Origin of the sequence: Acinetobacter tandoii DSM 14970 = CIP 107469 (genome assembly GCF_000400735.1) — a bacterium.
Taxonomy (GTDB): domain Bacteria; phylum Pseudomonadota; class Gammaproteobacteria; order Pseudomonadales; family Moraxellaceae; genus Acinetobacter; species Acinetobacter tandoii.
Genome location: NZ_KE007366.1, coordinates 548,391 through 573,052, shown reverse-complemented (window position 1 = coordinate 573,052; position 24,662 = coordinate 548,391). Strand labels below are relative to the sequence as shown.

Sequence of the window (24,662 nt, the reverse complement as noted above, 5' to 3'; positions counted from 1 at the left end):
GATCTGAGCATAAAACCCGAACAAGTCCATAAACAGTTGTGCTGGCGACAATAGCAAGAGTGAACCACCTGATCCCTTCCCGAACTCAGAAGTGAAACCTCTTAGCGCTGATGGTAGTGTGGGGTTACCCATGTGAGAGTAAGTCATCGCCAGCTCATTAATTCAAACACCCCCTTCTATACAGAAGGGGGTGTTTTTTTATATGGAAATAATTAATTAAAATACTAAATTCTAAGTAAGTAAAGTGGGGTGCATGTGAAGCGAACCAAGTCGGAAAAGTTATTTGAAGAAATTTTAGAGCGAAAGCAAATTTAGTTTAACCGTATTTTATTTTGGAGGTTGAAACTGAAACTCCTGATTATGAAATTATTCTCAATAGCATGAAAACCTATTGGGAAATTAAAGAACTATCTGAAAATGATGATCAGAAGGAATTACGAAAACAAATTGATCAAGGTAAAGTATTAACTCTTGATATACATTCAAAGGGTTTAGAAAATCAAATTAAGAAAGCCAAAAAACAATTTAGGGGTTATAGAGTAAAAAACCAACCTTGTATTATTGTAATTGCTGATTGAAGGGATTTTTTCTTTAAGCACTTTAATATTCTTTTGTCCCTAAAAGGCCTGATTATTGGTAAAGGTCATTATAAAAAATGAACAAGGACATTTGACCGAAATATACCGCGAGTTAGGTTTGTTTACACATTATGGTAAATACATTAGTGCCATAGCCTTTTTACAAGAAAATCAGAAAGACCTAATTTTCTTGCATAATCCACGTGCTATTTATCCACTTTTAAATGAGCCTTTAATTTCCCTGTTTAAGCATCATGAGTTTGTACAAATAACTGATCATGAACATATTTGGGTTAAATATCTAAAAAAATAGCTCAAACTTTACTTATTCTAGAAATTGAACTTGATTTATCTACTTAAAATCAACAAAGTGACAATCAGTTTAACCTTACAAATATTATTTCTTTGTCATTTTTAGGTGCTCTAAGATCATGCTGATTGTGAAAGGATCGACCAATTTATTCAATTATTAATAAAACTTTGTATGACTTTTACTAAAACTATGCTATAAAAATACTAATAGGCATAAAAATTGCTTGTATTTATTGATTAATAATGAGTAGGGTGATATGAAGTTATCGGTTGGACTTAAAGTTGCGAACTCATTGTCGTTAACTCCTCAGTTGCAACAGGCCATTCGTTTGCTTCAATTGTCTAGTTTAGAGTTGGAACAAGAAATTCAAATTCAACTCGACAGTAACCCATTATTAGAAAAAGTAGAAGAGCAAAATAGTGTTGAAAGTTTATCAAGCTTAGAAAAAGAACATGATAATAGCGATTTAACCAATGAATTAAATGCAGATCATCTACCAGATGATCTGCCCGTTGATACGGATTGGGATGATGTTTATACCCACCAATCAACTAGTTTGGGCAGTCCTGAATTTGAAGAGCGAGAGGATAATCGTCAAGGTCATATAGGCTTAAAAGAGCATATGCTTGAGCAGATTAATTTGCTTCATTTTTCTCAAATTGATCGTTTGATTGCCTATTGTATTATCGACTCATTGGATGATAAGGGTTTTTTGGATGTTGAGATTTCAGAGATTACGGCATCAGTCCAACACCTTTTAGCATCTATGGATTATGATGAAGGTATCGAAGATGATGAAGTTATAGTCGTTTTAAAGCATATCCAACGTCTTGATCCAATTGGGATTGGCGCTAGAAATCTGGCTGAATGTTTAATGGTTCAACTAGAAAGTTTACCTGTTCAGACGGCTTATCGTCATGAAGCGATAATTTTGCTTAAACATTATGAATTGCTGATTTCGAATGAACTTGCTAAGTTGCTTAAACAAACGGGGTTAAATACCGACCAACTTAAAGCTGCGGTAAATTTATTAAAAACATTAAAAGCACATCCAGGGCTTGAGTTTGAGGATAAAGATTCTGATTATCAAATTCCTGATGTGGTGGTCATGAAGCGCAATGATCATTGGCAAATTCAGCTCAACCCCGATGTGATGCCTAAATTAAGAGTTAATTCATTTTATGCCAATATGATTCGTCGAGCTGATCAAAGTGATGAAAATCAATATTTGCGTAATCAAATGTTGGAAGCTAAAAACTTCATTAAAAGTGTCGATGAGCGCCATAAAACCTTGTTGAAAGTGGCTACTTGTATCGTTGAGCATCAAAAAGCCTTTTTAGAAATCGGTGCTGAGGGGATGAAACCTTTGGTGTTGCGTGATATTGCAGAAGAAGTTGAGTTGCATGAGTCAACAGTCTCACGCGTGACAACCAATAAGTATATGTTGACTCCGCGTGGGTTATTTGAATTGAAGTATTTTTTCTCAAGTCACGTGGGGACAACATCGGGTGGGGAAGCTTCATCTACAGCCATTCGCGCAAAAATTAAGAAAATGATTGCTGAAGAGAACGCACGCAAACCATTGTCTGATAATGCGATTGCGAATATGTTGAAGGAAGAGGGGATTGATGTTGCACGTCGTACAGTCGCAAAGTATCGTGAATCGTTACATATTCCGTCTTCTTCCGAGCGAAAAGTCTTGATCTAAAATTTAAAGTATGACTATTCTAGAGATTCATTATGACGGAATAATGAATCTCTTTTTTATTTTAAAGGACGGTTGAAATGATTTGATCAGATTGTGCAGATTCTTTTCTGGCTGTGAAACATTTCGGCTGTGCCTTTGCTAGTCCTAAAAGAAGGTGAGGGATAGAATTATGCAAATAACAATTCGTGGTCATCATTTAACTATCACCCCTGCGATCGAAGAAAATATTCGTGAAAAATTTGCCCAAATGACGAAACATTTAGATCAAGTCAATAGTATGCAGGTGAAGCTGTCCAAAGATCATCAAATCGACAAACATTCTAAAAAAGGTAGTTCGAATCATATTGCGGAAGCCATCATTCGCTTACCTGGTATCGAGCTGTTTGCACAGGCCACGGCAGATGATATGTACACTTCAATTAAAAAATTGACGGAAAAATTAAAACGACAATTACATAAACATCGTGAATTACAAATGGATCATGCCCCAGTTTTAGCTTAATCTGGATTCCGATCTGAGGAGGTTTGAATAAACCTCCTTTTTTTATCTATAAAAATTGTGCGATGAATGCTTTATTTTACTTGATTTATAGTAAAATGGCGGGTTTTACACCATTGGTCCTGTATAGAGGTCTTTGTCATGAATAGTGAACAGCTCACTGAAATTTTGAAAACTGCTTTTCCTGAAGCTGAAGTAGCAGTTAGTGGGCAAGCGGGCAAGTTTGATCTTCGAATTGTTGATGATCAGTTTGAAGGAAAACGTCCTGTTGCGCGCCAACAGACTGTTTATGCTCCGTTGAACTCTTACATTGCAAGTGGTGAAGTCCATGCTGTGACCATTCGCGCAATGACAAAAGAAGAATGGCGCAAAGCTAGCCTTTTTGGAGCTTAAAAATTAATGGATAAATTTTTGATTCAAGGTGGTGTTAAGCTCGAAGGTGAAGTTCGAATTTCGGGTGCAAAAAATGCTGCCTTGCCATTGCTTGCAGCGATGATTTTGGCAGATTCGCCGATCAAATTGACCAATGTGCCGCATTTAAAAGATGTAAATACCTTAGTGAAGTTGATTGCAGGTTTAGGCATCACCATGACTTATGAAGGTGATACGGTTACTGCGGATACGTCTACTTTAGATAACCAGTTTGCACCTTATGAATTGGTTAAGACCATGCGTGCTTCAATCTTGGTGCTTGGCCCTTTAGTTGCACGTTATGGTAGTGCGAAAGTTTCTTTACCAGGTGGTTGTGCAATTGGTTCACGCCCAGTCGATCAGCACTTAAAAGCACTTGAAGCTTTAGGCGCTGAAATTGAAGTTGAAAATGGCTATGTGCTTGCCAAAGTCGATGGTCGCTTAAAAGGTGGCGAAGTTGTCTTTGATATGGTGACCGTAGGTGGTACTGAAAATATCTTAATGGCGGCAGTTTTGGCGGATGGTGTCACCACCATACGTAATGCTGCACGTGAACCTGAAATTACCGATCTTGCGAAAATGTTGATCAAGATGGGGGCGAAAATTGAAGGTTTAGATACGGATACATTAATTGTAACTGGTGTAGAAAGCTTACATGGTTGTGAATATGCCGTTGTAGCCGATCGTATTGAGACTGGTTCATATTTAGCTGCTGCTGCAATTACGGGTGGTCGTGTGAAGACCACGCATACTGATCCGAGTTTAATGGAGTCAGTGCTGGAAAAGTTTGAAGAAATGGGTGCGGAAGTTACCCGTGGTAAAGATTGGATTGAACTGGATATGATGGGCAAACGTCCTAAAGCAGTGAGTTTCCGTACATTGCCGCATCCAGAGTTTCCGACAGACATGCAAGCACAGCTCATGGCCGTAAACGTGATTGGTCGTGGTTTTGCGACTATTTCGGAAACGATTTTTGAAAACCGTTTTATGCATGTACCTGAGTTGTCTCGTATGGGGGCAAATATTGAAGTTGAAGGAAATGATGCAATCGTAACTGGTGTTGAGAAGCTTTCTGCGGCACCCGTGATGGCAACAGATTTACGTGCATCATTCTCTTTGGTCTTGGCTGCATTGGCTGCTGAAGGTGAAACATTGATTGACCGTATTTATCATATTGATCGCGGTTACGAAGATGTTGAAGCAAAATTACAAGGTTTAGGTGCTCAAATTAAGCGAGTAAGTGCATGAGTGACATGAGAAACGATGATCCTAATTTCAATGTAATGGGCAATTTTGATCATGGTTTAACATTGGCATTAAGTAAGGGGCGTATTCTCAAGGAAACTTTACCCTTACTTGAAACAGCGGGTATCAATTTACTCGAAGATCCAGACAAATCCCGTAAATTGATTTTTCCGACCACACATAAGCAAGTCCGTATTTTAATTTTACGTGCTTCAGATGTGCCGACCTATGTAGAAAATGGTGCGGCAGATATTGGTGTTGCGGGTAAAGATGTGCTTATGGAACATGGCGCACAAAATGTCTATGAACCATTGGATCTTAAAATTGCCAACTGCAAATTGATGACGGCGGGTAAGGTTGGCATGGAGCGTCCGAAAGGTCGTCTGAAAATTGCAACTAAGTATGTCAATTTAACGCGTCAATACTATGCTAGCTTAGGTGAGCAGGTCGATGTGATTAAGCTTTATGGATCTATGGAGCTAGCACCTTTAGTTGGTTTGGGTGATTACATTGTCGATGTGGTTGATACCGGGAATACCTTGCGTGCCAATGGCTTAGAGCCATTGGAAGAAATTTGCAAAGTGTCTTCACGTTTGATTGTGAATAAAGCCAGTTTTAAGCGCAAACAAGCCTTGTTAAATCCGATTCTTGCACAGTTAGAAATAGCAGTTGAAGAACGTCAAAAGGCAAAACAAGCGTAATTAAAATGATATTCTAAAACCGCCCTTTGGGGCGGTTTTTTTAATTTTTCAACAAACAGAATAAAATCATGATGTTAATAAATGACTGACTTAACGATATATGAATGGTTTAATGTGCTAGCACTTTTTGAAAAATGAAGAGTCATATGAAAACTCCAGAACAAAGAAAGCAAGCATCCATTTTAAAATTACAATCACAATCTGTGCCTTATATTGACTGGCTACCTTATATTGAAGCTGCGGATGAGATTGAACCAAGGTCAGTAGAACAAATTGCAAAACGAGCAATTGCATGTCTATTGGTAATTCAGGCTGCTTGTGATCTTAACCATGATCAGTTTGATGATGAAACTCAAGCTTTCATCATAGATCTAATACAGAAATTTGATGTTTGGTCTGAATTGACGCCAAAAGAGCTGGCAATTATCCATCGTGAGGGCACGACACAAGATGTAATTAATATGATCTGGAAATATGAAGCCTATTGGACGTTACTTTGGGCACTCGGTGTGGTCGAGGAGCTAAATTATCCTGCAAACATTGCAGATTGTGATTTTGCGATTCAGGCAGTTTCTTCATGTGACTCTTTTGATGCATTTATGGCACAAGTAAAACTGAGAGATATTGAAGAATTATTAGATGAAGCGGATTTGATCTATCGTTATGACTGGGCATGTGTCGATGCTAGACTTAAACATCAGCAAGCACCAGCGGGTTTAAATGCATCGGTTGTATTAGAGCGGCACGGTGCTTTAAATTGGTTAATACAGCGCGATGGTGATTGGGATCATCCCGATGTGAACACTTAATCCAACCTTTTTATATTGATGAAAGTGATTTCCGATGGGACTAAGTTGAAATGCTGATGTTATCTTGCCCACAACTTCATGGAAACAAGGTAAACTAACGCTTTCCAATTCAAACCTTGTGGGTAAATTGATGCGACGTTTATCGACTCAAGATCAAAACTTCAAGCAAGCTTTTGCTGACTTGTTGGCTTTTGAAACTGTAAGTGATCCTGAACTTTTAAAAACCGTAGATCAAATCATCGCTGATGTTCGTCAGCACGGTGATGCTCATGTTCTAAAACTTACCCAACAATTCGATCGACATCCAGCGCATCAATTTTCAGATCTAGAATTAACCCAAGCAGAACTAAAAGCTGCATTTGAGGGTTTAAACTCGGAAGTGCGTGAAGCACTTGAGTTTGCCGCAGAACGCATTCGCGAATTTCACCAAGCGCAAAAACAAGAAGGCTGGACTTATGTTGATGCTTTGGGTAATACATTAGGTCAAAAAGTAACCCCTTTAGATCGGGTGGGTATTTATGTACCTGGGGGGTTGGCTTCATATCCATCTTCTGTATTGATGAATGCTGTACCAGCTCATGTGGCAGGTGTGCCTGAAATTATTATGGTGGTTCCAGCCCCGAATGGTGAGTTAAATCCATTGGTTCTTGCTGCTGCGCATTTGGCAGGGGTAACTCGCGTGTTTACCATTGGTGGTGCACAAGCGGTAGCAGCTTTGGCTTATGGTACTGAAACCATTCCAAGTGTAGATAAAATCACTGGACCAGGTAACCGTTTTGTCGCTGCTGCGAAACGTGCAGTGTTTGGCCAAGTTGGCATTGACATGATTGCAGGTCCTTCAGAAATTTTGGTGTATGCTGAGGGTGAAAATGATGCGAAATGGTTGGCAATGGATGTATTGTCCCAAGCCGAGCATGATACCGTCGCTCAAGCCATTTTCATTACACCTGATGAGCAACTACTGAATGAGGTTGCCCAAGCGGTAGAAGAGCATTTAGCGGTATTGCCGAAAGCTGAAATTGCGCGCACTTCAATTGCAAATCGTGGGGCTTTGGTCTTGGTTAAAGACCGTCAAGAAGCGATTGATCTTATTAACCAAGTAGCACCAGAGCATCTTGAGTTGTGTCTAGATGAAGCACAAGAAATGGCAGAAGATATTCGCCATGCAGGTGCAATCTTTATGGGACGTTACACTCCAGAAGCAATTGGTGACTATTGCGCTGGGCCAAACCACGTTTTACCAACTTCAGGTACAGCGCGTTTTTCATCGCCACTCGGTGTATATGATTTTCAAAAACGATCAAGTTTGATTATGTGCTCTAAAGCAGGGGTAAAACCGCTGGCAAAAACCGCTGATATCTTGGCTCAGCAAGAGAGTTTAGATGCTCATGCTCGCTCAGCACGCTACCGTTATCAAGATTAGGTTTGATATTCCCTTCTACATCTCATATGGAGAAGGGAGCATCTTGAGCAGACAGAACTCTAGAGCTTGAGTTTAATATGATTTGTCCAACGTCTGATTTACAGTCTAAATAAGGTTTAGGTAGAGTTAGAACAGCAATGTTAGAGATGTATGCAGGATTCAATCCATCAAGCAACATTAAAAACTTTTGCCTCAGCCTAGATGAGTAGTCTTGGACACAAAAAGATAAGAGAAATGAAGATGTCAATCACTACTGAACAAATGCGTTTTTGGAGCCCTGAAGTACGTGAATTAGAACCGTATGTACCAGGCGAGCAACCCAAAATTCAAAATTTATTAAAATTAAATACCAATGAAAATCCATACCCACCATCCCCGAAAGTCGTAGAAGCTGTACAAGCGGTATTAGTAGATTCTGCGGATGCCTTACGTTTATATCCAGATCCTGATGCTTCCGCTTTAAAGCAGGCGATTGCTAAACAACAAAATGTTGCATTGGAAAATGTTTTTGTCGGAAATGGTTCAGACGAAGTTTTGGCACATATCTTTAAGGCTTTTTTTGTCCAAGATAAACCCATCCTTTATCCTGATATTACCTACAGTTTTTACCCTGTTTATAGTCAATTTTTTGGTGTCAAAACCAAAGTTTTACCCTTGAATGATGCTTTTGAGATTGTGGTAGATGATTATAAGCAAGCCAATGGCGGCATTATTATCACTAATCCGAATGCACCAACCAGTATTGCCTTAGGTTTGCAAGCCATTGAAGAAGTCTTGCAAGCCAACCCTGATTCAGTGGTGGTCATCGATGAAGCTTATGTCGATTTTGGTGCTGAATCTGCTGTTAAATTAGTGGAAAAATATGAGAATTTGGTGGTTTGCCAAACCACATCTAAGTCTCGTTCACTGGCAGGTTTACGTGTTGGTTTTGCCATTGCACAACCGCATTTAATTGCTGCATTGGAAGCAGTGAAAAATAGTTTCAACTCTTATCCAATGGATCGCTTTGCGATTGCCGCAGCCGTGGCCTCTTTTGAAGATCAGACCTATTTTGAACAGCAATGTGAAAAAGTCATTCGTAGTCGTGAAAAATTGGTTAATGAACTACAAGAGATTGGTTTCGTGGTATTGCCATCTAAAGCCAATTTCATTTTTGCATCTTTACCGAATAAAGATGCAGGTGAGTTAGCTGCTGAATTACGTGCGTGTGGCATTATCGTGCGTTATTTCAATAAGCCACGCATTAATCAATTCTTGCGTATTACCATTGGTACCGATGAGCAAAATCAGCGTTTGGTTGAAACCTTAAAGCAAGATATTCTGGCTTAAGATTGCGGCTTCTGCCATGTGTTGAGCAAATCCAGCATGGCAGAAACTTTATCAAAACATTCTTGATATTCAGCATCGCAGTCAGAGGCAATCGTGATGCCACCGCCTGCCCACAAAGAAATATCTTGTTGATATTTCTGAATAGAACGAATCAAAATATTCCATGAACCTGTGCCATTAAAATTAAAATAACCCAAAGATCCACAATAAGCCCCACGTGGCGCGCCTTCTAATTCCTCAATAATTTGCATGGCACGAATTTTAGGTGCACCTGTAATGGAGCCACCAGGTAGCGCTGCCAATAACACATCTAAAGCTTTGACGTTTGGCTTCAGGGTTGCTGTAACCTCACTGACCATGTGATGCACTTGATTAAATGATTCAATCTCAAATAATTTAGGTGTTTTAACTGTCCCCGTTTCTGCATAAACACTTAAATCATTACGTAACAAGTCTACGATCATGACATTTTCAGCCTGATCTTTAGGAGAGTGTTGCAATTGTTGTTTAGATTGCGCATCGCGCTCTGTATCTGCATAACGTGGCATAGTGCCTTTAATGGGTTTAGTTACCAGTTTTTTTTCTGCTAAAAAATCGATAAAAAGCTCAGGAGAGCAGCTCAGTAATTCGAAGTCTTCAGTTTTTAAATAACCTGAATAAGGTGCATCCGTTAACTGCCAGAACTCTTGTGCCACAGAGAGTAAACGCCCTTCAGCTTGTCCTTTAAATTCTTGGGTCAGGTTAATTTGATAACAATCACCAGCCTTAATATATTCTTGAACTTGTGTAAAAGCCGCTTGATATTGTTGTTTATTCCAACGTGCATGACAGCTTTGTGTAAGTTGTAATTGGGGGATTGACGATGTCGATTCTAATTTATTTTGAATGAATTCGAAAAGTTGTTCAGCTTCTGGCTCATGACTATAAAAATACCAAGCATCATCCTGAAATTTTAAATAAGTTTGAAATACTCCAAGCCATAAACTAGGTTGATTTCTTGAGTGAATATTCACGTGTTGTGCACTGGCAAAATCATAACTGATAAAGCCCATGAGGCCACCCTGAAATCCATCAGAATTTACCTGAATATCTTCGGACTGATTGAAGCTTAAATTTGATTCAATCTGTTCATATTGGTCAATCTGTTTTCTTTGGTAAGTTTGACAGATGCCATTTTTTACACATTCAAATTGATTTGGGAGAAAAGCAATGACCGGGCTTTGATTGTTTTTTAAATAAATTAAATGCGGAAGATCATCTAGACGTAGAAGAATTTCTTGAACGTTAACAGGTTGATTGAAAATAATATTTTTGAAAATAGAGGGGGTGGTCATATGCTTAATAAAACTTGCATTAAAACAATATTTTATATTTTACTCGAATGTGAAAGAAACAACATAGTAAATACCGTTTGTCGGCAAGATTCAGATTGCGACCAACAGCAGTTGAACAAAAAATAACAGACCTATAACGTTATGGGTGCCAACGGATCACTCAAGGAACTATGTACTGTTGTCGAAAAACAAATAAAACAACAGATACATCGAGTGGTTGACATTAAAGAAAAAGAATACTCTTGGGAGAGTGGAACATGAAAAAATTGACTAAACTTGTTTTAGTTTCTTCAATGGCTATTAGCGCGAATGCGATGGCTATGCAAGCAATGGATGATGCTTCATTAAGCGCGGCAACGGGTCAAGATGGTTTAAATATCGGTATTGGCATTTCTAAAGTCGAAATTGAAAAATTATTCATTCATGACAATGACGGTCTTGCAACAGCGGGATTGGGTGGTACTTCAACTGCTGGTGCCATTGTAATTAAGGGTAATGGTACAGGTGCTACGGCAACTAAAGGTATTGTGATTGGTGCTAACTATGATAATGCGGGTGCATACTTACTCGCATCACGTAACCTTGCAGACTTAACCATTGACACGGATGCAGGTACTTCAGGAACAGGTGGTGCGTTCCTGAACATTGGTGCACAAGTTTCTGGCTTAGATATTAAAATTGGGGAAATTGGCGTAACAGGTTCAGGTGCGCTTCCAACAGCAGCTTCAACCAACATTCGTCGTGGTGGAGATGATGCCAACTACAACGCAATTTTATCGGGTCTATCTTTAAAAACAGGTCCTATGTCTGCCAATATTCAATTGGGTGCAGCACCACAAGGGGCGATGGTTAAGTTGAATGCGAGTATGATTGGTGGTTTAGAAATTACTAACCTCGGTATTTTGGATAATTCAACAAAACAAGGTACGGGTGATGGTACTGCTGGTAACCGTGCAGCAGGTCAAATCTTCGTTGACAGCATTAAAGTTGCGGATGCTAATGCGAAAGATTTAACCTTGAATCAATCAATCAGCGTGATTGGTACAGAAGGTGCAAACAAAGGTTATTTACGTATTATCAGCTCTAGCGGTGCAGTAGATAACTATGTGAAAGGTGTACATTTGGGTAGTCAAGCTGCCGCATCAATTGGTGATGTGGAAGTACAAGGTTTACAAACCTATTTCAGCCCATCTTTAGGTGTTTACACACCAGGTGCAGTGATTACGATTTCTGGTCACTAATCCTTTCGTAGAAAAAGCGCGTGAATTCACGCGCTTTTTTTTTACAAAAAACCATTCAGTTCATCTAAAAATGTAAGAAAAAGCTGTTTCTTTTTTGAAAAAACAGGTATGTTGTCAAAATACAAGGAAGTATAGAGTTTTTACTCTAGAAAAATAATAAATTTCAGGCACGTCATGCCGAACACCAGAAAGTTAGGGAATATGTTAGAGATCGCATTGGGCTCGGCATTGATGTATTATTTTGCCACACAAGCCTTTGAAATAAAAGAAAAACCTCCTGAGGCAGTTTATTACACTGAAACATTGGATTCACGGCAAGATTCCTTTACCCGCATGCACCGTGAAACCGTTCAAATTCAACCTGCATTAATTGATCAATTTCGTGGCATTGTACGTCAAGCCTATGACTATAGCTGTGGATCTGCTGCCTTAACGACATTGCTCAATGGTTATGTCGGTACACAGTTGACGGAACAACAGACCATGACTGGCTTACTCAAGTTTGGAGAGTCAGAGCGAATTATTGAGCGTCGCAGCTTTTCACTACTGGATATGAAGCGTTTTGTCGCGGCACTAGGTTTAGAAAGTGGTGGGTATAAAGGTGAGTTTTCAGATTTAGTTGCGCAAGGACAGCCAGCCATTGTTCCAATTTCTTATGCAGGGTTTAAACATTTTGTGGTGTTTAAAGCCTATAAAGATGGCCGTGTTTATGTAGCAGATCCTGCTTTGGGAAACATTAGTTTTGATGAGGAACGCTTTAAGCAAGTTTGGGAAAATAACACTTTATTTCTAATTAGTGTTCCACCAGAACAACGTAAAAATTTATTGGCATTACAGGATAATGATATGCGCCATGTTGAGGATGCAACAGTAAACCGTTATGCACTGGTTGATATTCAATATCCTCAGTTTTATATGGAAAAACTGGCGGATCGTGGGGCAACGATCTCAAGAATTGTCAATAATAACCCAGAATCAGAGATGAACGGCCAATATGTCGATCAACATTTACGCCTATATTACAAAAGCAAATAGAGCGGTTTAAAGCAAATAAAAAAAGAATAGAGTGGACGGAAATGAAAAATCAATGGATGAATAAAACTTTATTGGTGCTGAGTATTCAAATTTTGATGGGGACTGCTTATGCAGCCGATACGACAGCTGAAACACAGGGAACAACCGTTGGTGCTCAAGAAACAGCAGTTGCATCAAGTGTAGAAACCAATACCACACCACCACAACAAGCTTCGAGTGCCTTGCAGCAACAAGAAGGTGATGCGACTAAACAGACCAATCTTGAGGAAGTATTTACCTCAAATGAGCGTCAATATTCTTTAATTAAAAAAGGGGATATTTCTGCATTTTATGATGTGGATTATACCTATTATCGCGATACCCAATTAGATTTAGAAATGGCACAAGGTAGTCTGTATCAATTACGCGTACAGGAAAATGCCAGCCACACCTTGACCAATACGTTTACCGTGCAGTACGGGATACTCGATAATTTAACCTTCACGGCTTCATTACCTCTCGTTGCAAAGACGGATAATTTAAAAGATACCTCTACCGCAGGCTTAGGGGATATCTCTTTAGGTACACGTTGGGAACCGTTCCCGCTTAAAACTGGACGTTTACCTTTAATTTTATTTGGAAACATCTCGACCAAAACAGGCGATAGTCCTTATGAAATTAATCCAACTTCCGACTTAGCTACTGGTAAAGGTTATTATTCAGCAGGTGTAGGTGCCAGCACACGTAAGTATATTGATCCTGTAGTACTTTTTGCTTCTGTATCTGCAAACTATGGTTTCAAAGAGTCAGGTTTAGATCAGCGTCGTGGTCCGCGAGTCATTGAAGAGTTTGACCCAGGCATTAGCGGAGGCTTTTCATTCGGTTTTGCCTATTCATTTAACTATGATGTGTCTATGACGATGTCATACCAGCAAAGTTTCAATACGGGTGCCGAATTTACATATACCTCGGGCGAAAGTTACTCACCAGCCGATCAGACCAGTTCAACCTTTGCGATTTCATTGGGCGTACGTGTTTCTCCAGAAACCATTGTGAATGGCACTTTAGGCATTGGCTTAACTGAAGATGCACCCGATGTCTCTTTAGGTTTGTCCTTCCCATTAGATATTGCAGGTTTCGGTAAAAAAATCAGCTAAGAGGGCAGTCGCATGTACAAGGTACGACTTAGCCCGTTAGTTTCAGCGATAGTTTTATCGGGCTGTTCAAGTATGGCTTTTGCTCAACTCGGGCAAAATTTATCAGTAGATATTCGATCACTTGCGATGGGGAATGCGGTCACAGCCGATCCTCCAGGGGTAAGTGCGGTACATTATAACCCTGCGGCCTTGACGAAAATTGAAGGTTTGCAAACCGATGTACAGGGGATTCTGGCAGACTTTAATATCAAACGTCAGTATTCAGTACCTGAAGGCTATAACGTTTTTGGTTATTCAGATGACCCTTTAGTGTGTAATGACGGTCCTGAAGTGGCTTCAGACATCTGTACAGATTACAAAGGCCCTGTAAATGGCGATGTAGAATATATCAGTCTTTATGTGCCTTTTTTAAAGAAAGTCGTCGATTTAGGTGAAGGTATGCCTATGCTTGCACCAACAGCGGGTGCAGCATATAAACCGCCTGGTTCGAAAACTACTTTTGCCACAGCATTTTATGCACCCTTAGTGGCTGGATTCGGTGCAGAAAACGGTAATCCAAGTAACTTTATGGGACAACAGGTGGCATTGGAGCGCTTTACCTATTTGTCGCCATCGATCGCCTATGAAGTCAATGATGAACTTTCCATTGGTGCATCCGTGGGCATGTCTTATCAAGCTTTTGCCTTAAAAACAGATTTGCGTTTCCCGAATGAAATGATTGGGATGTTACGCATGATTGATGAGGTGGTTTGTACCCCATTTAAAGACAACTCGGATGTGATTACCGATATTTTATTACTCGGGATTTGTAATGCTCAAGAAGGAATGAATCCATTTGGCCGTTTTGGTCGGATGGAGGTCGCGATGGAGCAATCATTGAGTCCGAGTTTTAACCTTGGAGTTATGTGGGAACCTACCGACGAATTTAGCTTTGGTATGGTGTATCAAAGTGCTTCAAAAATGCGTTTGAAAGGGAAATACACGATTGATAACTCAAAAGCGCCACGTGAGTTAATCAATGGTTTGATGTCTTCGCCTACAGGGCAGATTCTTGCGGCAATTTTAGGTTTTCCACAAAGTATTCCTGCGACTGAATCAGGTCTGGTGTCAATGGACTTTGAATATCCACAGCATATTCAGGCAGGGATCAAATATATGCTTCTGCCCGATTTACAAGTCAATGTGGATGTGGGCTGGACAGATTATCGCGCATGGGACAAGTTCAAATTTGAGTTTGACCGTTCTATCTCGGCATTAAAAATTGCCAAACTCCTTTCGCCAGATATTACTGACAATAGTTTGTCATTGCCTTTGAAGTTTGATTCACCTTGGAACTATGGTATCGGGATTGAATATTCGGCAACTGATCGTTTGAAGTTACGGGCTGGATATGAACCAAGAACCAGCGCCATTCCTGATGACAAACGCAATACCATGGTCCCTATTAATAATGCGCAATTATTTGGTTTGGGTGTGGGTTATCGCTTCGATGCCGATACCGACCTAGATTTATCCATTGGTTATTTACGCAGTAAAGACAGTATTCCTGCCAATACCAGTACTTTATCGAACCAAACTGGGGTGAATAATATTTTACTCAACCCATATGCGGGCTTAAACGTAAAAACCGAAACCAATATCACTATTTTAGGCTTGAGTTATCGTACAAAATGGTAAGAAAAAACAATAAAGCTAAGCGGTTTACGTGGGTATCATCATCGACTTGGGTTTTATGTGGGATGATGGCACTGTCTGCAAATGCGGGTGAGTTTTATACCATCATTGGGCCAGATGGTCGTCCAATGGTGATTCCTCGTGTGCCTGCTGAAACCCAAAAAGTGGAAGCTCAATCTCAGGTTGAGCGTCCATCAAAGCAAAAAACAGAACAAGACAAAATCAAAGTAAAGGATGCACCGTCTGCTCAGGTGGTTCAACCGATGCCAAAAGTACAAGTTGTTGTACCACCAACTGTTGCCGTTGAAAAAGTTGAATCTCAAGTAAAAACTAAACCTCAAATTGCTGAAGTAGAAAAAAATCCTGTCGTGGTACAGTCCGAAATAGTTGATAAAAGTAAATCTATTCCATCAACAGATCATGCAAAAACAATAAACGATGTTGAGCCACAAGTCGCTGTAACAGCAAAAACTACTGAAATTCCAAAACAAGTGAATGAGCAGCTCAATCAGCAAGTTACCACGCCTCAAACACCGCCTGTGGAATTTGTTCAATCCGCTGTCACTCAGAAAGCAACTTCAGCGCAAGTCGAGCGAACACTTCAGAAAATTGAAACCAATATGGCAATACAAAAAGTCACACAATTAAAAAGCAAACAAGAAACCAGTTCGATGTCTTCCGAACCCTTACAAGATGGATTTTTAGACATCAATGGGGATCGTTATGTGAAAAATGAATATTTAGAGGGGCAAGAATTTAATTTAGAAAATAAAAAACGCTTTTACATCATGCCTGAAGGTGTGGTTGATAAAGAGTTAGGTCCACCTCGTTTGCAAGTGGTTGAACGGGAAAAAGGGGTGAATCAAGGTGTACTCGACCGATTATTTAAGAAGAATAATCCAGTTGAAAACTCAGTGATTACTTTATCGACCCAGTATTATCCAATTGCAAAAGATCAAGTGGTACAGAGTTTGGGGCAAAGCTGTTATCGCGATAAAAAAATACAAAAAGCAAAATTACTCAAAGCTCAGCAAGACGTCAATTTATGGCCTCGCCAACCGTTAAAGGACCATTTTGATTATGAAGTGGTGGAAGTACAGACGGGCATTAAAAATGTGCAACTCAGTTCTTATGCCTCAAGTCAAAATCAACCGAGTTATTACTGGCCTTTTGTGGCTTTTCTGGATGAATCTGGTTGTATCATTGAAGGCGTGACTGGTTTTAAAAATCAGGACCGTGCCGAAAACAAATATCGCCATGCTGTGATAGACGGCATGTTACAGCTACCTGCACAAACTCGATATATTTTTATGACCCCTTTACTTTCAGCAGTGGATGTTGAAGAGCAAGCATTAAGCAATCAAGGACAAATCAAACTGACCGCGGTTCGTTAGTTAGAAAAATAGAGTAATAGGAATGAAAAATAAATATTTATTAACCATCGCACTTTCAACGTTAATGTCAGGACTAACGGCTTGTGGTGGGGAAAGTGCCAATATTATTCCAGAGAAAAATAATAACAGCACGGTGAATGGCAGTTGTACTGCGGGTGCGAGCAATTGTATTCAGTTCGCACTGGATTATCCTTTTGATGGTTTAAATTTTTCCTGTAGTAGTGATACGCAAAATACCTTTGTGACTTTAATGGATTTGAAGAATGGCGTTGCCACAGGCACTTGTAATTATAGTGATAAAGTCAATGTGTTCTTATTGGGTAAAGCGGATAAACGGATTGCTTTAGGATCTTTCCCAATCAGTAATATTGCCTTGGTCAGTACCGATCAAATTCCGCGTTTGACGGTATTAGATATTGCTAAAGGGATGACCAACCGTGATGCGACTGTACTTGATCCAAGTGATGCTACAGTCAAAACAGCCATGAACTTGGTTAAAATTATTCAAGCATTGGCTTTACAGCAAAAAAGTATAAACACAAAAACGGATATTCAAGCACTGTATATGAATGATTCGATCCGTGAAAGTTTAGATAAAATTACCAGCTCTGTAACCGCACAACAGATGGTGAATGGAGAGTACGCCGCTATCATTAAACCGTGGTTAGATGTCTCAGTCATTTCAGATGCAGACGCTTTTGCGGTGGTCAGTCAATTATTGAATATTAGCAATGCAGCGGTATATCAGCCTGAATTTTCTCTATTCTCGACATCTGGCAGTGTGATGAGTAGTTTAACAGGGTCGGATGGTTTAACGGGTTGTAATAAAGATGTTTGTGCTGCAAATGACACGACCACCAAACATTTGTTTGGGCATTTTATGTTGTTGACGGATCGTCAAGGCTATACCTTCGGCAGCGGTGTGCAATGGAGAGGTTTGGCAAAATCAGGACTGACTTCGATAGCTGGAGTAAATGCCGAATTACTGCGGAGCTATAAACCCACCCGTATGACGGCATTGCCACAAAATCATTGGATTAACCCGCTGAATAAACGCATTGATCAAAATTATTATATTGGTGTGGATGACCCGAATTCTGATGATCTGATTATCAATCAAGGGAAGCTGTATAACGATTATATGATTGCGGGTAAGGAAAAATTCTACAAACTACTGACACAAAAAACTACGGTCACTGCTGAGGACTTGAAAGACCTCGGACAATGGCAACAGCGTTATGGTATCTCAGATACGTTTAAAGGTTCCTTAGATCTTTTTAAAGTTTATCCAATTACCTATTTAGATAAACAAGTATTTAAATCGAGTAATAATGTCTCAACTGGTGAAAATTACATTTTCCCATTGTATGCAGATTTAACCTTCAAATTTACCGACACGAGTGTACCAAGTCTAAAATTGGGTATTGTGATTGATGAGAAAGGCGACATACGAACCAATATGAAGCCTGCTGCGACCGATACTGATATGAGTACAGGAAGTTGTGATACAACAGTGGGTAGTAATCTGAAAGACAGTAATGGTGTGCAGCAATATCGCTTAGGCACAACATCACGTGCATTTATTGATGATCGTGCCATTTCTATTCGTATGATTTTAGGCGATGAAGCATTAAAGTCAGTCAATGGTGCTTTGATTGGTGTGAACTCAACTATTCAAATATCTGCCACAGGTGAAAAAATCGTGGTGGGCGGTGCTTTAGTTCACTTACAGAATTTATTAAATGCATCGACGGGAAGTACAGGGCGTATCACCTTTACCGATTCTGCAGGCAGTGCAGTTAAATGGGCGAACAGTTATGCCAGTTTTCAAAAGGTATATAATGCCAATAATACCGATGAAACAACGGATGACACCGCTTTAGCGAAATTAAGTGGCGGAACTTTAGAAATGAGTTTGGCGCCTTGCTATAGCATTAAAGCCAAAAGCTAAATCTCGAGATTCTGAATAAAAAAGCCGATTCAAACGAATCGGCTTTTGTTTTTATCAATGCATTAAGCTGGTTTAGCCAGTATGGTCTAAGCGTGTACCTAAGGTTTCTAAATGTGTAATAAACTGATTGGTTTTTCGATCGGCAAAATAGTGCTTAAGTGTTTGTTCTACACTTGGGAATGCTAATTCTGTCCATGGAATTTCATGTTCTTCAAACAGGCGACATTCAATACTTTCTTCACCTGCACCAAAAGTTCCATCGACCAGTTGGGCTTTAAACAACACATAAATTTGCCCGATACGCGGAATATTGTACATGCAGTAAAGTTGCTCAATTTCGACTTCTGCTTGTGCTTCTTCACGAGTTTCACGTGCAGCACCCTGTTCCATGGTTTCAAACAGTTCCATGTAACCTGCGGGTAAGGTCCACAAACCATAACGTGGTTCAATGGCACGGCGGCAAAGCAAGACTTTATTGTCCCAGAGTGCTAAAGCACCACAAATGACTTTGGGATTTACATAATGAATATGACCACATTCTGTACAAACGCGACGTAATTGATGATCGCCAAGTGGAATTTTTTCAGTCGTTTTATGTCCACAATTTCCGCAGAAGTTCATATTCATCGTCAATGATAAAGTTGCCACTCAGCATAACTGAAAAAAACAAGTTTGACATCTATTCTCTCCAATCCGATCAAAATTCAGCTATGATGAAATGAAGAAGAATAGAGGTGAGTGATATGGATAATCGTTCATTAACACATATATTACAACAGCATTTAAGATTTTCGACCCGTAAGCGAGAAGCTGAAGCTGCTGTGTTAATTGCGATTACTGATGAAGCTGACCCAAAAGTACTCTTAACCCGCCGTTCGGTGTATTTGTCTAATCACGCAGGAGAAGTTTCTTTTCCTGGGGGCAAAAGAGACCCGCAAGACACCAGTAATATTGTGGTCGCGCTAAGAGAAGCGCAAGAAGAAACGGCTTTAAACCCGTTTGATGTGCGCTTGCTTGGGGATTTACCTATGCAAAAAGCCCGTAATGGTATGTTGGTCAAACCGATTGTTGGGCTTATTCCCCCTCAGGTTGAACTGATCGCTCAGCCTTCAGAAATTGATCGAATATTTTTTGCTTCTCTACAAAATTTGATGGAAGCACCGCCAACGCCACATGAAGTCCGTTATGCACAACAGTCTTTGTATTTTCCCAGTATGCGGGTTGAAGATGAAATCGTCTGGGGGCTCACGGCAAGGATGCTCATTTCACTGTTTCAATATGGATTGAATTATCAAAAAGAATGGCCTTTTTTATTAAATTCGCCATTATTCTATGCCCAGCAGGCATTACTCAAAACCAAAGGACGTAAATGAACATGATGTACAAATTTGCCGGACATGCACCCAAAGCCACGCATGTTCCTTTTGATGGTTGGGTGGCAGACAATGCAACCGTAATTGGCCAAGTTGAATTAGGACAACAGGTCAGTGTTTGGTTTGGGGCAGTTATTCGCGCAGATAACAGTCGTATTTACTTGGGCGATTTTACCAATGTACAGGAAAATGCGGTCTTGCATACCGACGCAGGGATTCCGATGCACATTGGGAATTATGTGACCATTGGACATCAAGCTATGCTACATGGCTGTACGGTGGGTGATAATTCTTTAATTGGAATTAACGCGGTGATTTTGAACAATGCAGTGATTGGAAAAAATTGCATTATTGGAGCAAATGCCTTGATTCCGGAAGGAAAGGTGATTCCTGATAACTCTTTGGTGATGGGATCGCCCGGGAAAGTGGTAAAAACGCTGGATGCTGATGTTGAAGCGAAATTAAAACTTAGTGCTTTACATTATGCTGAACATTATAAGAAATTTACCCAACTGGAAGTTTTTGAGTTCTAACAAAAGCATTGTTTTTTAAACCAAGCCGATGCTTGGTTTTTTTGTATCTAAATAGGGAAATTCTCGCGTCCAAGAATTGAGTAGAGTATGATAGCCCTCGTTTTTTAAGATAAAGTTGAAGCAAGGTTGAGCATGAAATTGCTGGCATTAGAAACAGCCAATGAACAATGTTCTGTTTCTATCGTAGATGAAAATCAAGAGCTGTTTTTCCAATTAGATACGCGTGCAAAGGCTCAAACGCAAACCATTTTACCAATGATTGAGCAGGGCTATGCTCAATTAAGTGTAACGACAGAAGATTTAACAGCGATTGCTTTTAGTCGTGGTCCAGGTTCATTCAGTGGTGTGCGCATTAATGCCGCTGTTACACAAGCACTCGCTTGGTCACATGATTTGCCTGTGATTCCTGTATCAACTTTACAAGCTTTAGCGCAAGCTGCTTATCGTCTGCACGGTTTGACTGCTGTGACTGCAGTACTCGATGCACGTATGAATGAAGTGTATATCGCAAGTTTTCAACTGAATGATCAAGGCATTATGCAAGCGGTTGATGAAGAACAATTATTAGACTATCAACAGGCCGCCAGCATCACTCAATTTACCTTGGTGGGTTCAGGTTCAGCTTTAATTAAGCCTGATGCTTTAGAATTTAAAGATGTGGTCACAACGGCACAAGATATTGCTCAAATTGCACGTGCAGCGGCGCTCAAAGCACAATGGGTCAAGGCAGAAGAAGCCCTTCCAGTGTATTTACGTGATAATGCATGGAAAAAAATTCCAGAACAAATTAAAGCAACTTAAGGTTAGATATGGATCTTTTATTATTATTTAAAGCGGCCATAATGGGCTTGGTAGAAGGGATTACTGAATTTCTACCGATTTCAAGCACTGGACACTTAATTTTAGCAGGTCAACTTTTAGATTTCTGGTCGATTGAAAAAAGAGATATGTTTGCTGTTGCCGTGCAGATTGGTGCGATTGCAGCCGTAATTTATGAATACTGGGGTAAACTTTGGGGCGCTTTAATTGGTGGTTTAAAAGGTCAAGAACAAGGTCGCCGTTTAAGCATTAACTTAATTATTGCCTCTATACCGATTGTGATTGTGGGTTTAACCTTTGGCGATGTTATTAAAGCTTATTTATTTAATGCGATTACCGTTGCGATAGCCTTAATTGTCGGTGGTTTCATTATTTTATGGGCTGAACGCCGTCCACACAGCATTCAAACTCAGGAAGTTGATGATTTAACTTATAAACAAGCGACTTTGATTGGTTTAATTCAATGTTTAGCGCTATTTCCAGGCACATCACGTTCAGGTTCAACCATTATTGGCTCTTTATTTTTAGGCGTATCACGTAAAGCAGCAGCGGAATTCTCTTTCTTCCTCGGCATTCCCGTTTTAATGGGTGCAGGCTTACTAGATATGTATAAAATGCGAGCTGATTTGCACAGTAATGATATGGCTGTTCTGGCTGTCGGAATTATTGTGGCATTTATCTCTGCACTTATCGTCATCCGCGCCTTGATTCGTTATGTTTCTAAACACGACTTTACTGCATTTGCGTATTACCGTATTGGCTTTGGTTTATTTATTTTGGCAACTTGGTGGACAGGTTGGGTCACTTGGTAATGCATTTATTTACAGAACCTCAGTTTCAAGCTCAGGCACAGCACTATGTGGCTGTGCTTGCGTCCCGTGGCGTTGAGGTTCAGGTTGAATCAATTGAAAAGTTGAATGCGCGTTTTTTACGTTTAAATCCTGAATTGGCCTTATGTGTCGATGAGCAAGGGCTTTGGCTATGTGCCAATGGCATGAAAATGCAGCCCGATTGGCAGGCAGAAATTCCACGTTTAAAACGTGCATCGCTCAAATCAGAAATGATTGCCCGTGCTTGTCAGTTGGCGGAAAAACCACGTTTAATTGATGCGACTGCGGGCTTAGGACACGATAGTTTGTTATTGGCGGCACTGGGTGCAAATGTCACTTTGGTGGAGCGACATCCGATCTTATTTACGTTGCTCGAAGATACCCAGCGACAAGCATTAGTTCATCCCTATCTCGCACCGATTGCAGCGCGAATTCATTTGGTCTTTGCCGACTCTGCCGATTATTTAAAACAATGTGCTGCGCAGCCATACTATAGTGATGTGGTGTATTTAGATCCAATGTTCCCGCAACGTGATCAAAATCAACAAGCCATTAAAAAGCAAGCTCAGGTCAAAAAACAGATGCAATTGCTGCATTTACTGCTGCCAGAGCATGGCGAAATGGATTTGGGGGATCAACTGTTGCCTCTGGCTCAACAGATTGCAAAACGTGTAGTGGTGAAACGTCCTCGTTTGGCAGTATTTTTGAATGACCAGCAACCCGATACGCAATGGCAGGGGGATGCTTGCCGTTTTGATGCCTACTTTCAGCTTGATTATCAGACCTTAGGATAATTGCTTCAATATTGGGCAAAGATTTGTTATATAGTTAAAAATAATATTGATAAAAAACCGATCAAGCATAAACTAGCTATGCAATAAAGCGAGTAGCACTAGCCACCTGAAAACCTTATGAAGATTGATTTTAAGCCCTCCATTAATTTTTGGCACGATTTTAAAAGCAACCAAATGGCGGGATTGTGGCTGTTTTTGGGTTCACGACGTGCATTACAAATTGTCCATCCTTCAATTTTACAGTTGATTTTCTGGGGGATATTAGGCGGTTGTGCCAATACCTTATTTAGTTGGCTCAGTGCGGGCGAAGTCGGTGAGTTTAACTCTCAAGGTTTGGTCAGTTATGCGCTATGGCCTTTCATTGCACTGATTGTTGGTATTTTTTTATCCCAGCGGGTAAATAATCCACGTTTAATGTTGGTTCCAGCTTTATTGTGGTTGGTTTTAGATACCCATATCGCACTGCTACAAAGTTTCATCCAATATTTGGGCATGATTGATATCTTGCCTTATGCTTTTTATGATTATTTGCCGACCATTTTTATGGTGCTGTTTGTCTGGCAAAGTCTGGCGGTGGTTTGGGTGTTCGCCCGTGAGTTAAAATGGCCATGGTGGGAACGTGCGCTGATTATGTTGGCAACACTATTTACTTTGGTGGTGTGGCAGATGTCAGTGAAGAGCCAACCAATTTGGAAAGTTGAAGATGTCCCGCCAACTTTTGCAGAAGATGCCTTTTACGCACAAAGTCGGCTGCTGAATAAGAATTTACAAGCCATTGAATATGGAGAATTTGCTCAGTCACATTGGTACTTCCTAGGGGTGGCAGGCGCCAGTTACCAAGATGTATTTATGTCTGAGGTAAAACGCATTCGTGAACAATTCGATACACGTTTTGGAACCTTTGGTCGATCCATGATTTTGGTGAACAATCCTGCGACACGCACTGAAATTCCAATTGCTTCACGAACCAGTATGGAACTGTCATTAAAGCGTATTGGACAGCAGATGAACCGTGAAAGTGATGTGCTTTTCCTTTATATGACCTCGCATGGTTTACAGAATGAATTTGAAATGGAAAATGCGCCACTCGATTTGGCACAAGTCGATCCAAAATGGTTAAGAGATGCCCTAGACCGTTCGGGCATTCGTTGGCGCGTCATTGTGATTTCAGCCTGTTATTCAGGCAGTTTTGTCTCGGCATTACAGAATGATAATACCTTGATTATTACGGCTTCCGCAGCTGACAGAGCTTCATTTGGTTGTTCGAATGAAGCGGATTATACTTATTTCGGTCGAGCTTTCTTTGATCAGGCTATGCGTGAACAGCATTCGATTAAAGATGCTTTTGCTCAAGCCAAAGATACTGTGGCGCAATGGGAAACTGCTCAGGGCTTTGATCCTTCTGAACCACAATGGTCGATTGGTAAAAATATGGAATTGATGCTGCCACAATTAGAGCAACGTCTGTTCCCACCGACAACAACTACACCACCAGTTCAAGCGCAAGCGGTTGCGCATACACCTTAAAAGGA

At 40.2% G+C, this 24,662-nt stretch carries 23 protein-coding genes and 1 rRNA gene; 22 read left to right on the top strand and 2 right to left on the bottom strand.

What is annotated here, in order from left to right:
- The first annotated feature begins 40 nt into the window (after window positions 1-40).
- The 10 genes from rrf (at window position 41) to hisC (ending at window position 9,016) form a co-directional block, all read left to right on the top strand.
- A 5S ribosomal RNA gene (rrf, locus tag I593_RS09370) occupies window positions 41-155 on the top strand.
- A 177-nt stretch (window positions 156-332) separates the two neighbouring features.
- Window positions 333-578 carry a hypothetical protein gene (locus I593_RS09365; protein WP_016167328.1) on the top strand — a complete coding sequence of 82 codons (246 nt, stop codon included), beginning with the start codon at window positions 333-335 and terminating at the stop codon, window positions 576-578.
- 569 nt (window positions 579-1,147) lie between these two features.
- A complete protein-coding gene (locus tag I593_RS09355) occupies window positions 1,148-2,599 on the top strand; it encodes an RNA polymerase factor sigma-54 (protein ID WP_016167326.1) in 1,452 nt (483 codons plus the stop codon).
- A 169-nt stretch (window positions 2,600-2,768) separates the two neighbouring features.
- Window positions 2,769-3,101, top strand: a complete 333-nt coding sequence (gene hpf, locus I593_RS09350) for a ribosome hibernation-promoting factor, HPF/YfiA family (protein WP_016167325.1) — start codon at window positions 2,769-2,771, stop codon at window positions 3,099-3,101.
- 138 nt (window positions 3,102-3,239) lie between these two features.
- Window positions 3,240-3,491 (top strand): BolA family iron metabolism protein IbaG, encoded by a 252-nt coding sequence (gene ibaG, locus I593_RS09345; protein WP_016167324.1) that lies wholly within the window; start codon window positions 3,240-3,242, stop codon window positions 3,489-3,491.
- Between the two features lie 6 nt (window positions 3,492-3,497).
- The gene (gene murA / locus I593_RS09340; protein WP_016167323.1) at window positions 3,498-4,757 is read left to right on the top strand and encodes a UDP-N-acetylglucosamine 1-carboxyvinyltransferase; all 1,260 of its coding nucleotides are present in this window, start codon (window positions 3,498-3,500) and stop codon (window positions 4,755-4,757) included.
- Window positions 4,754-5,455 (top strand): ATP phosphoribosyltransferase, encoded by a 702-nt coding sequence (gene hisG / locus I593_RS09335; RefSeq protein WP_016167322.1) that lies wholly within the window; start codon window positions 4,754-4,756, stop codon window positions 5,453-5,455. The genes murA and hisG overlap by 4 nt, the downstream gene beginning before the upstream one ends.
- Before the next feature lie 146 nt (window positions 5,456-5,601).
- Window positions 5,602-6,264: a DUF4272 domain-containing protein gene (locus tag I593_RS09330; RefSeq protein ID WP_016167321.1), complete on the top strand. Its 663-nt coding sequence runs from the start codon at window positions 5,602-5,604 to the stop codon at window positions 6,262-6,264.
- Window positions 6,265-6,382: 118 nt separating this feature from the next.
- A complete protein-coding gene (gene hisD / locus I593_RS09325) occupies window positions 6,383-7,687 on the top strand; it encodes a histidinol dehydrogenase (protein ID WP_026441186.1) in 1,305 nt (434 codons plus the stop codon).
- A 240-nt stretch (window positions 7,688-7,927) separates the two neighbouring features.
- Window positions 7,928-9,016: a histidinol-phosphate transaminase gene (gene hisC / locus I593_RS09320; protein ID WP_016167319.1), complete on the top strand. Its 1,089-nt coding sequence runs from the start codon at window positions 7,928-7,930 to the stop codon at window positions 9,014-9,016.
- Here the strand turns inward: hisC and pabB are convergent.
- Window positions 9,013-10,350, bottom strand: a complete 1,338-nt coding sequence (gene pabB / locus I593_RS09315) for an aminodeoxychorismate synthase component I (RefSeq protein WP_016167318.1) — start codon at window positions 10,348-10,350, stop codon at window positions 9,013-9,015. The genes hisC and pabB overlap by 4 nt on opposite strands.
- Before the next feature lie 257 nt (window positions 10,351-10,607).
- On the opposite strand from pabB, the gene filA reads away from it, so the two are divergent.
- The 6 genes from filA to filF all read left to right on the top strand — a co-directional run bounded on the left by filA (window position 10,608) and on the right by filF (window position 18,781).
- On the top strand, window positions 10,608-11,591 hold the full coding sequence (gene filA / locus I593_RS09310) for a putative pilus system protein FilA (RefSeq protein WP_016167317.1): 984 nt from the start codon (window positions 10,608-10,610) through the stop codon (window positions 11,589-11,591).
- Between the two features lie 201 nt (window positions 11,592-11,792).
- On the top strand, window positions 11,793-12,626 hold the full coding sequence (filB, locus tag I593_RS09305; protein ID WP_026441184.1) for a putative pilus system C39 family peptidase FilB: 834 nt from the start codon (window positions 11,793-11,795) through the stop codon (window positions 12,624-12,626).
- A 41-nt stretch (window positions 12,627-12,667) separates the two neighbouring features.
- On the top strand, window positions 12,668-13,762 hold the full coding sequence (filC, locus tag I593_RS09300) for a putative pilus system protein FilC (RefSeq protein ID WP_016167315.1): 1,095 nt from the start codon (window positions 12,668-12,670) through the stop codon (window positions 13,760-13,762).
- A 12-nt stretch (window positions 13,763-13,774) separates the two neighbouring features.
- Complete coding sequence (gene filD, locus I593_RS09295) at window positions 13,775-15,439, top strand: putative pilus system OmpP1/FadL family transporter FilD (protein ID WP_016167314.1); 1,665 nt, start codon at window positions 13,775-13,777, stop codon at window positions 15,437-15,439.
- Entirely contained in the window at window positions 15,433-16,830 is a 1,398-nt protein-coding gene (gene filE / locus I593_RS09290; protein ID WP_016167313.1) for a putative pilus assembly protein FilE, read from the top strand. The genes filD and filE overlap by 7 nt, the downstream gene beginning before the upstream one ends.
- A 22-nt stretch (window positions 16,831-16,852) precedes the next feature.
- On the top strand, window positions 16,853-18,781 hold the full coding sequence (gene filF, locus I593_RS09285) for a putative pilus system protein FilF (protein ID WP_016167312.1): 1,929 nt from the start codon (window positions 16,853-16,855) through the stop codon (window positions 18,779-18,781).
- A 72-nt stretch (window positions 18,782-18,853) separates the two neighbouring features.
- On the opposite strand, the gene I593_RS09280 is transcribed toward filF, so the two are convergent.
- A complete protein-coding gene (locus I593_RS09280) occupies window positions 18,854-19,402 on the bottom strand; it encodes an NUDIX hydrolase (protein WP_016167311.1) in 549 nt (182 codons plus the stop codon).
- A 122-nt stretch (window positions 19,403-19,524) separates the two neighbouring features.
- Between I593_RS09280 and I593_RS09275 the strand changes: the two genes are divergently transcribed.
- The 6 genes from I593_RS09275 to I593_RS09250 all read left to right on the top strand — a co-directional run bounded on the left by I593_RS09275 (window position 19,525) and on the right by I593_RS09250 (window position 24,657).
- Window positions 19,525-20,154 carry an NUDIX hydrolase gene (locus I593_RS09275; RefSeq protein ID WP_016167310.1) on the top strand — a complete coding sequence of 210 codons (630 nt, stop codon included), beginning with the start codon at window positions 19,525-19,527 and terminating at the stop codon, window positions 20,152-20,154.
- Window positions 20,155-20,156: 2 nt separating this feature from the next.
- A complete protein-coding gene (locus I593_RS09270) occupies window positions 20,157-20,687 on the top strand; it encodes a gamma carbonic anhydrase family protein (RefSeq protein WP_026441183.1) in 531 nt (176 codons plus the stop codon).
- Window positions 20,688-20,819: 132 nt separating this feature from the next.
- Entirely contained in the window at window positions 20,820-21,488 is a 669-nt protein-coding gene (tsaB, locus tag I593_RS09265) for a tRNA (adenosine(37)-N6)-threonylcarbamoyltransferase complex dimerization subunit type 1 TsaB (RefSeq protein ID WP_016167308.1), read from the top strand.
- Window positions 21,489-21,496: 8 nt separating this feature from the next.
- The gene (locus I593_RS09260; protein ID WP_016167307.1) at window positions 21,497-22,318 is read left to right on the top strand and encodes an undecaprenyl-diphosphate phosphatase; all 822 of its coding nucleotides are present in this window, start codon (window positions 21,497-21,499) and stop codon (window positions 22,316-22,318) included.
- The gene (locus tag I593_RS09255) at window positions 22,318-23,130 is read left to right on the top strand and encodes a class I SAM-dependent methyltransferase (RefSeq protein WP_016167306.1); all 813 of its coding nucleotides are present in this window, start codon (window positions 22,318-22,320) and stop codon (window positions 23,128-23,130) included. The genes I593_RS09260 and I593_RS09255 overlap by 1 nt, the downstream gene beginning before the upstream one ends.
- Before the next feature lie 117 nt (window positions 23,131-23,247).
- Window positions 23,248-24,657, top strand: coding sequence for a C13 family peptidase (locus I593_RS09250; protein ID WP_026441181.1), 1,410 nt, complete (start codon window positions 23,248-23,250; stop codon window positions 24,655-24,657).
- Window positions 24,658-24,662: the final 5 nt, after the last annotated feature.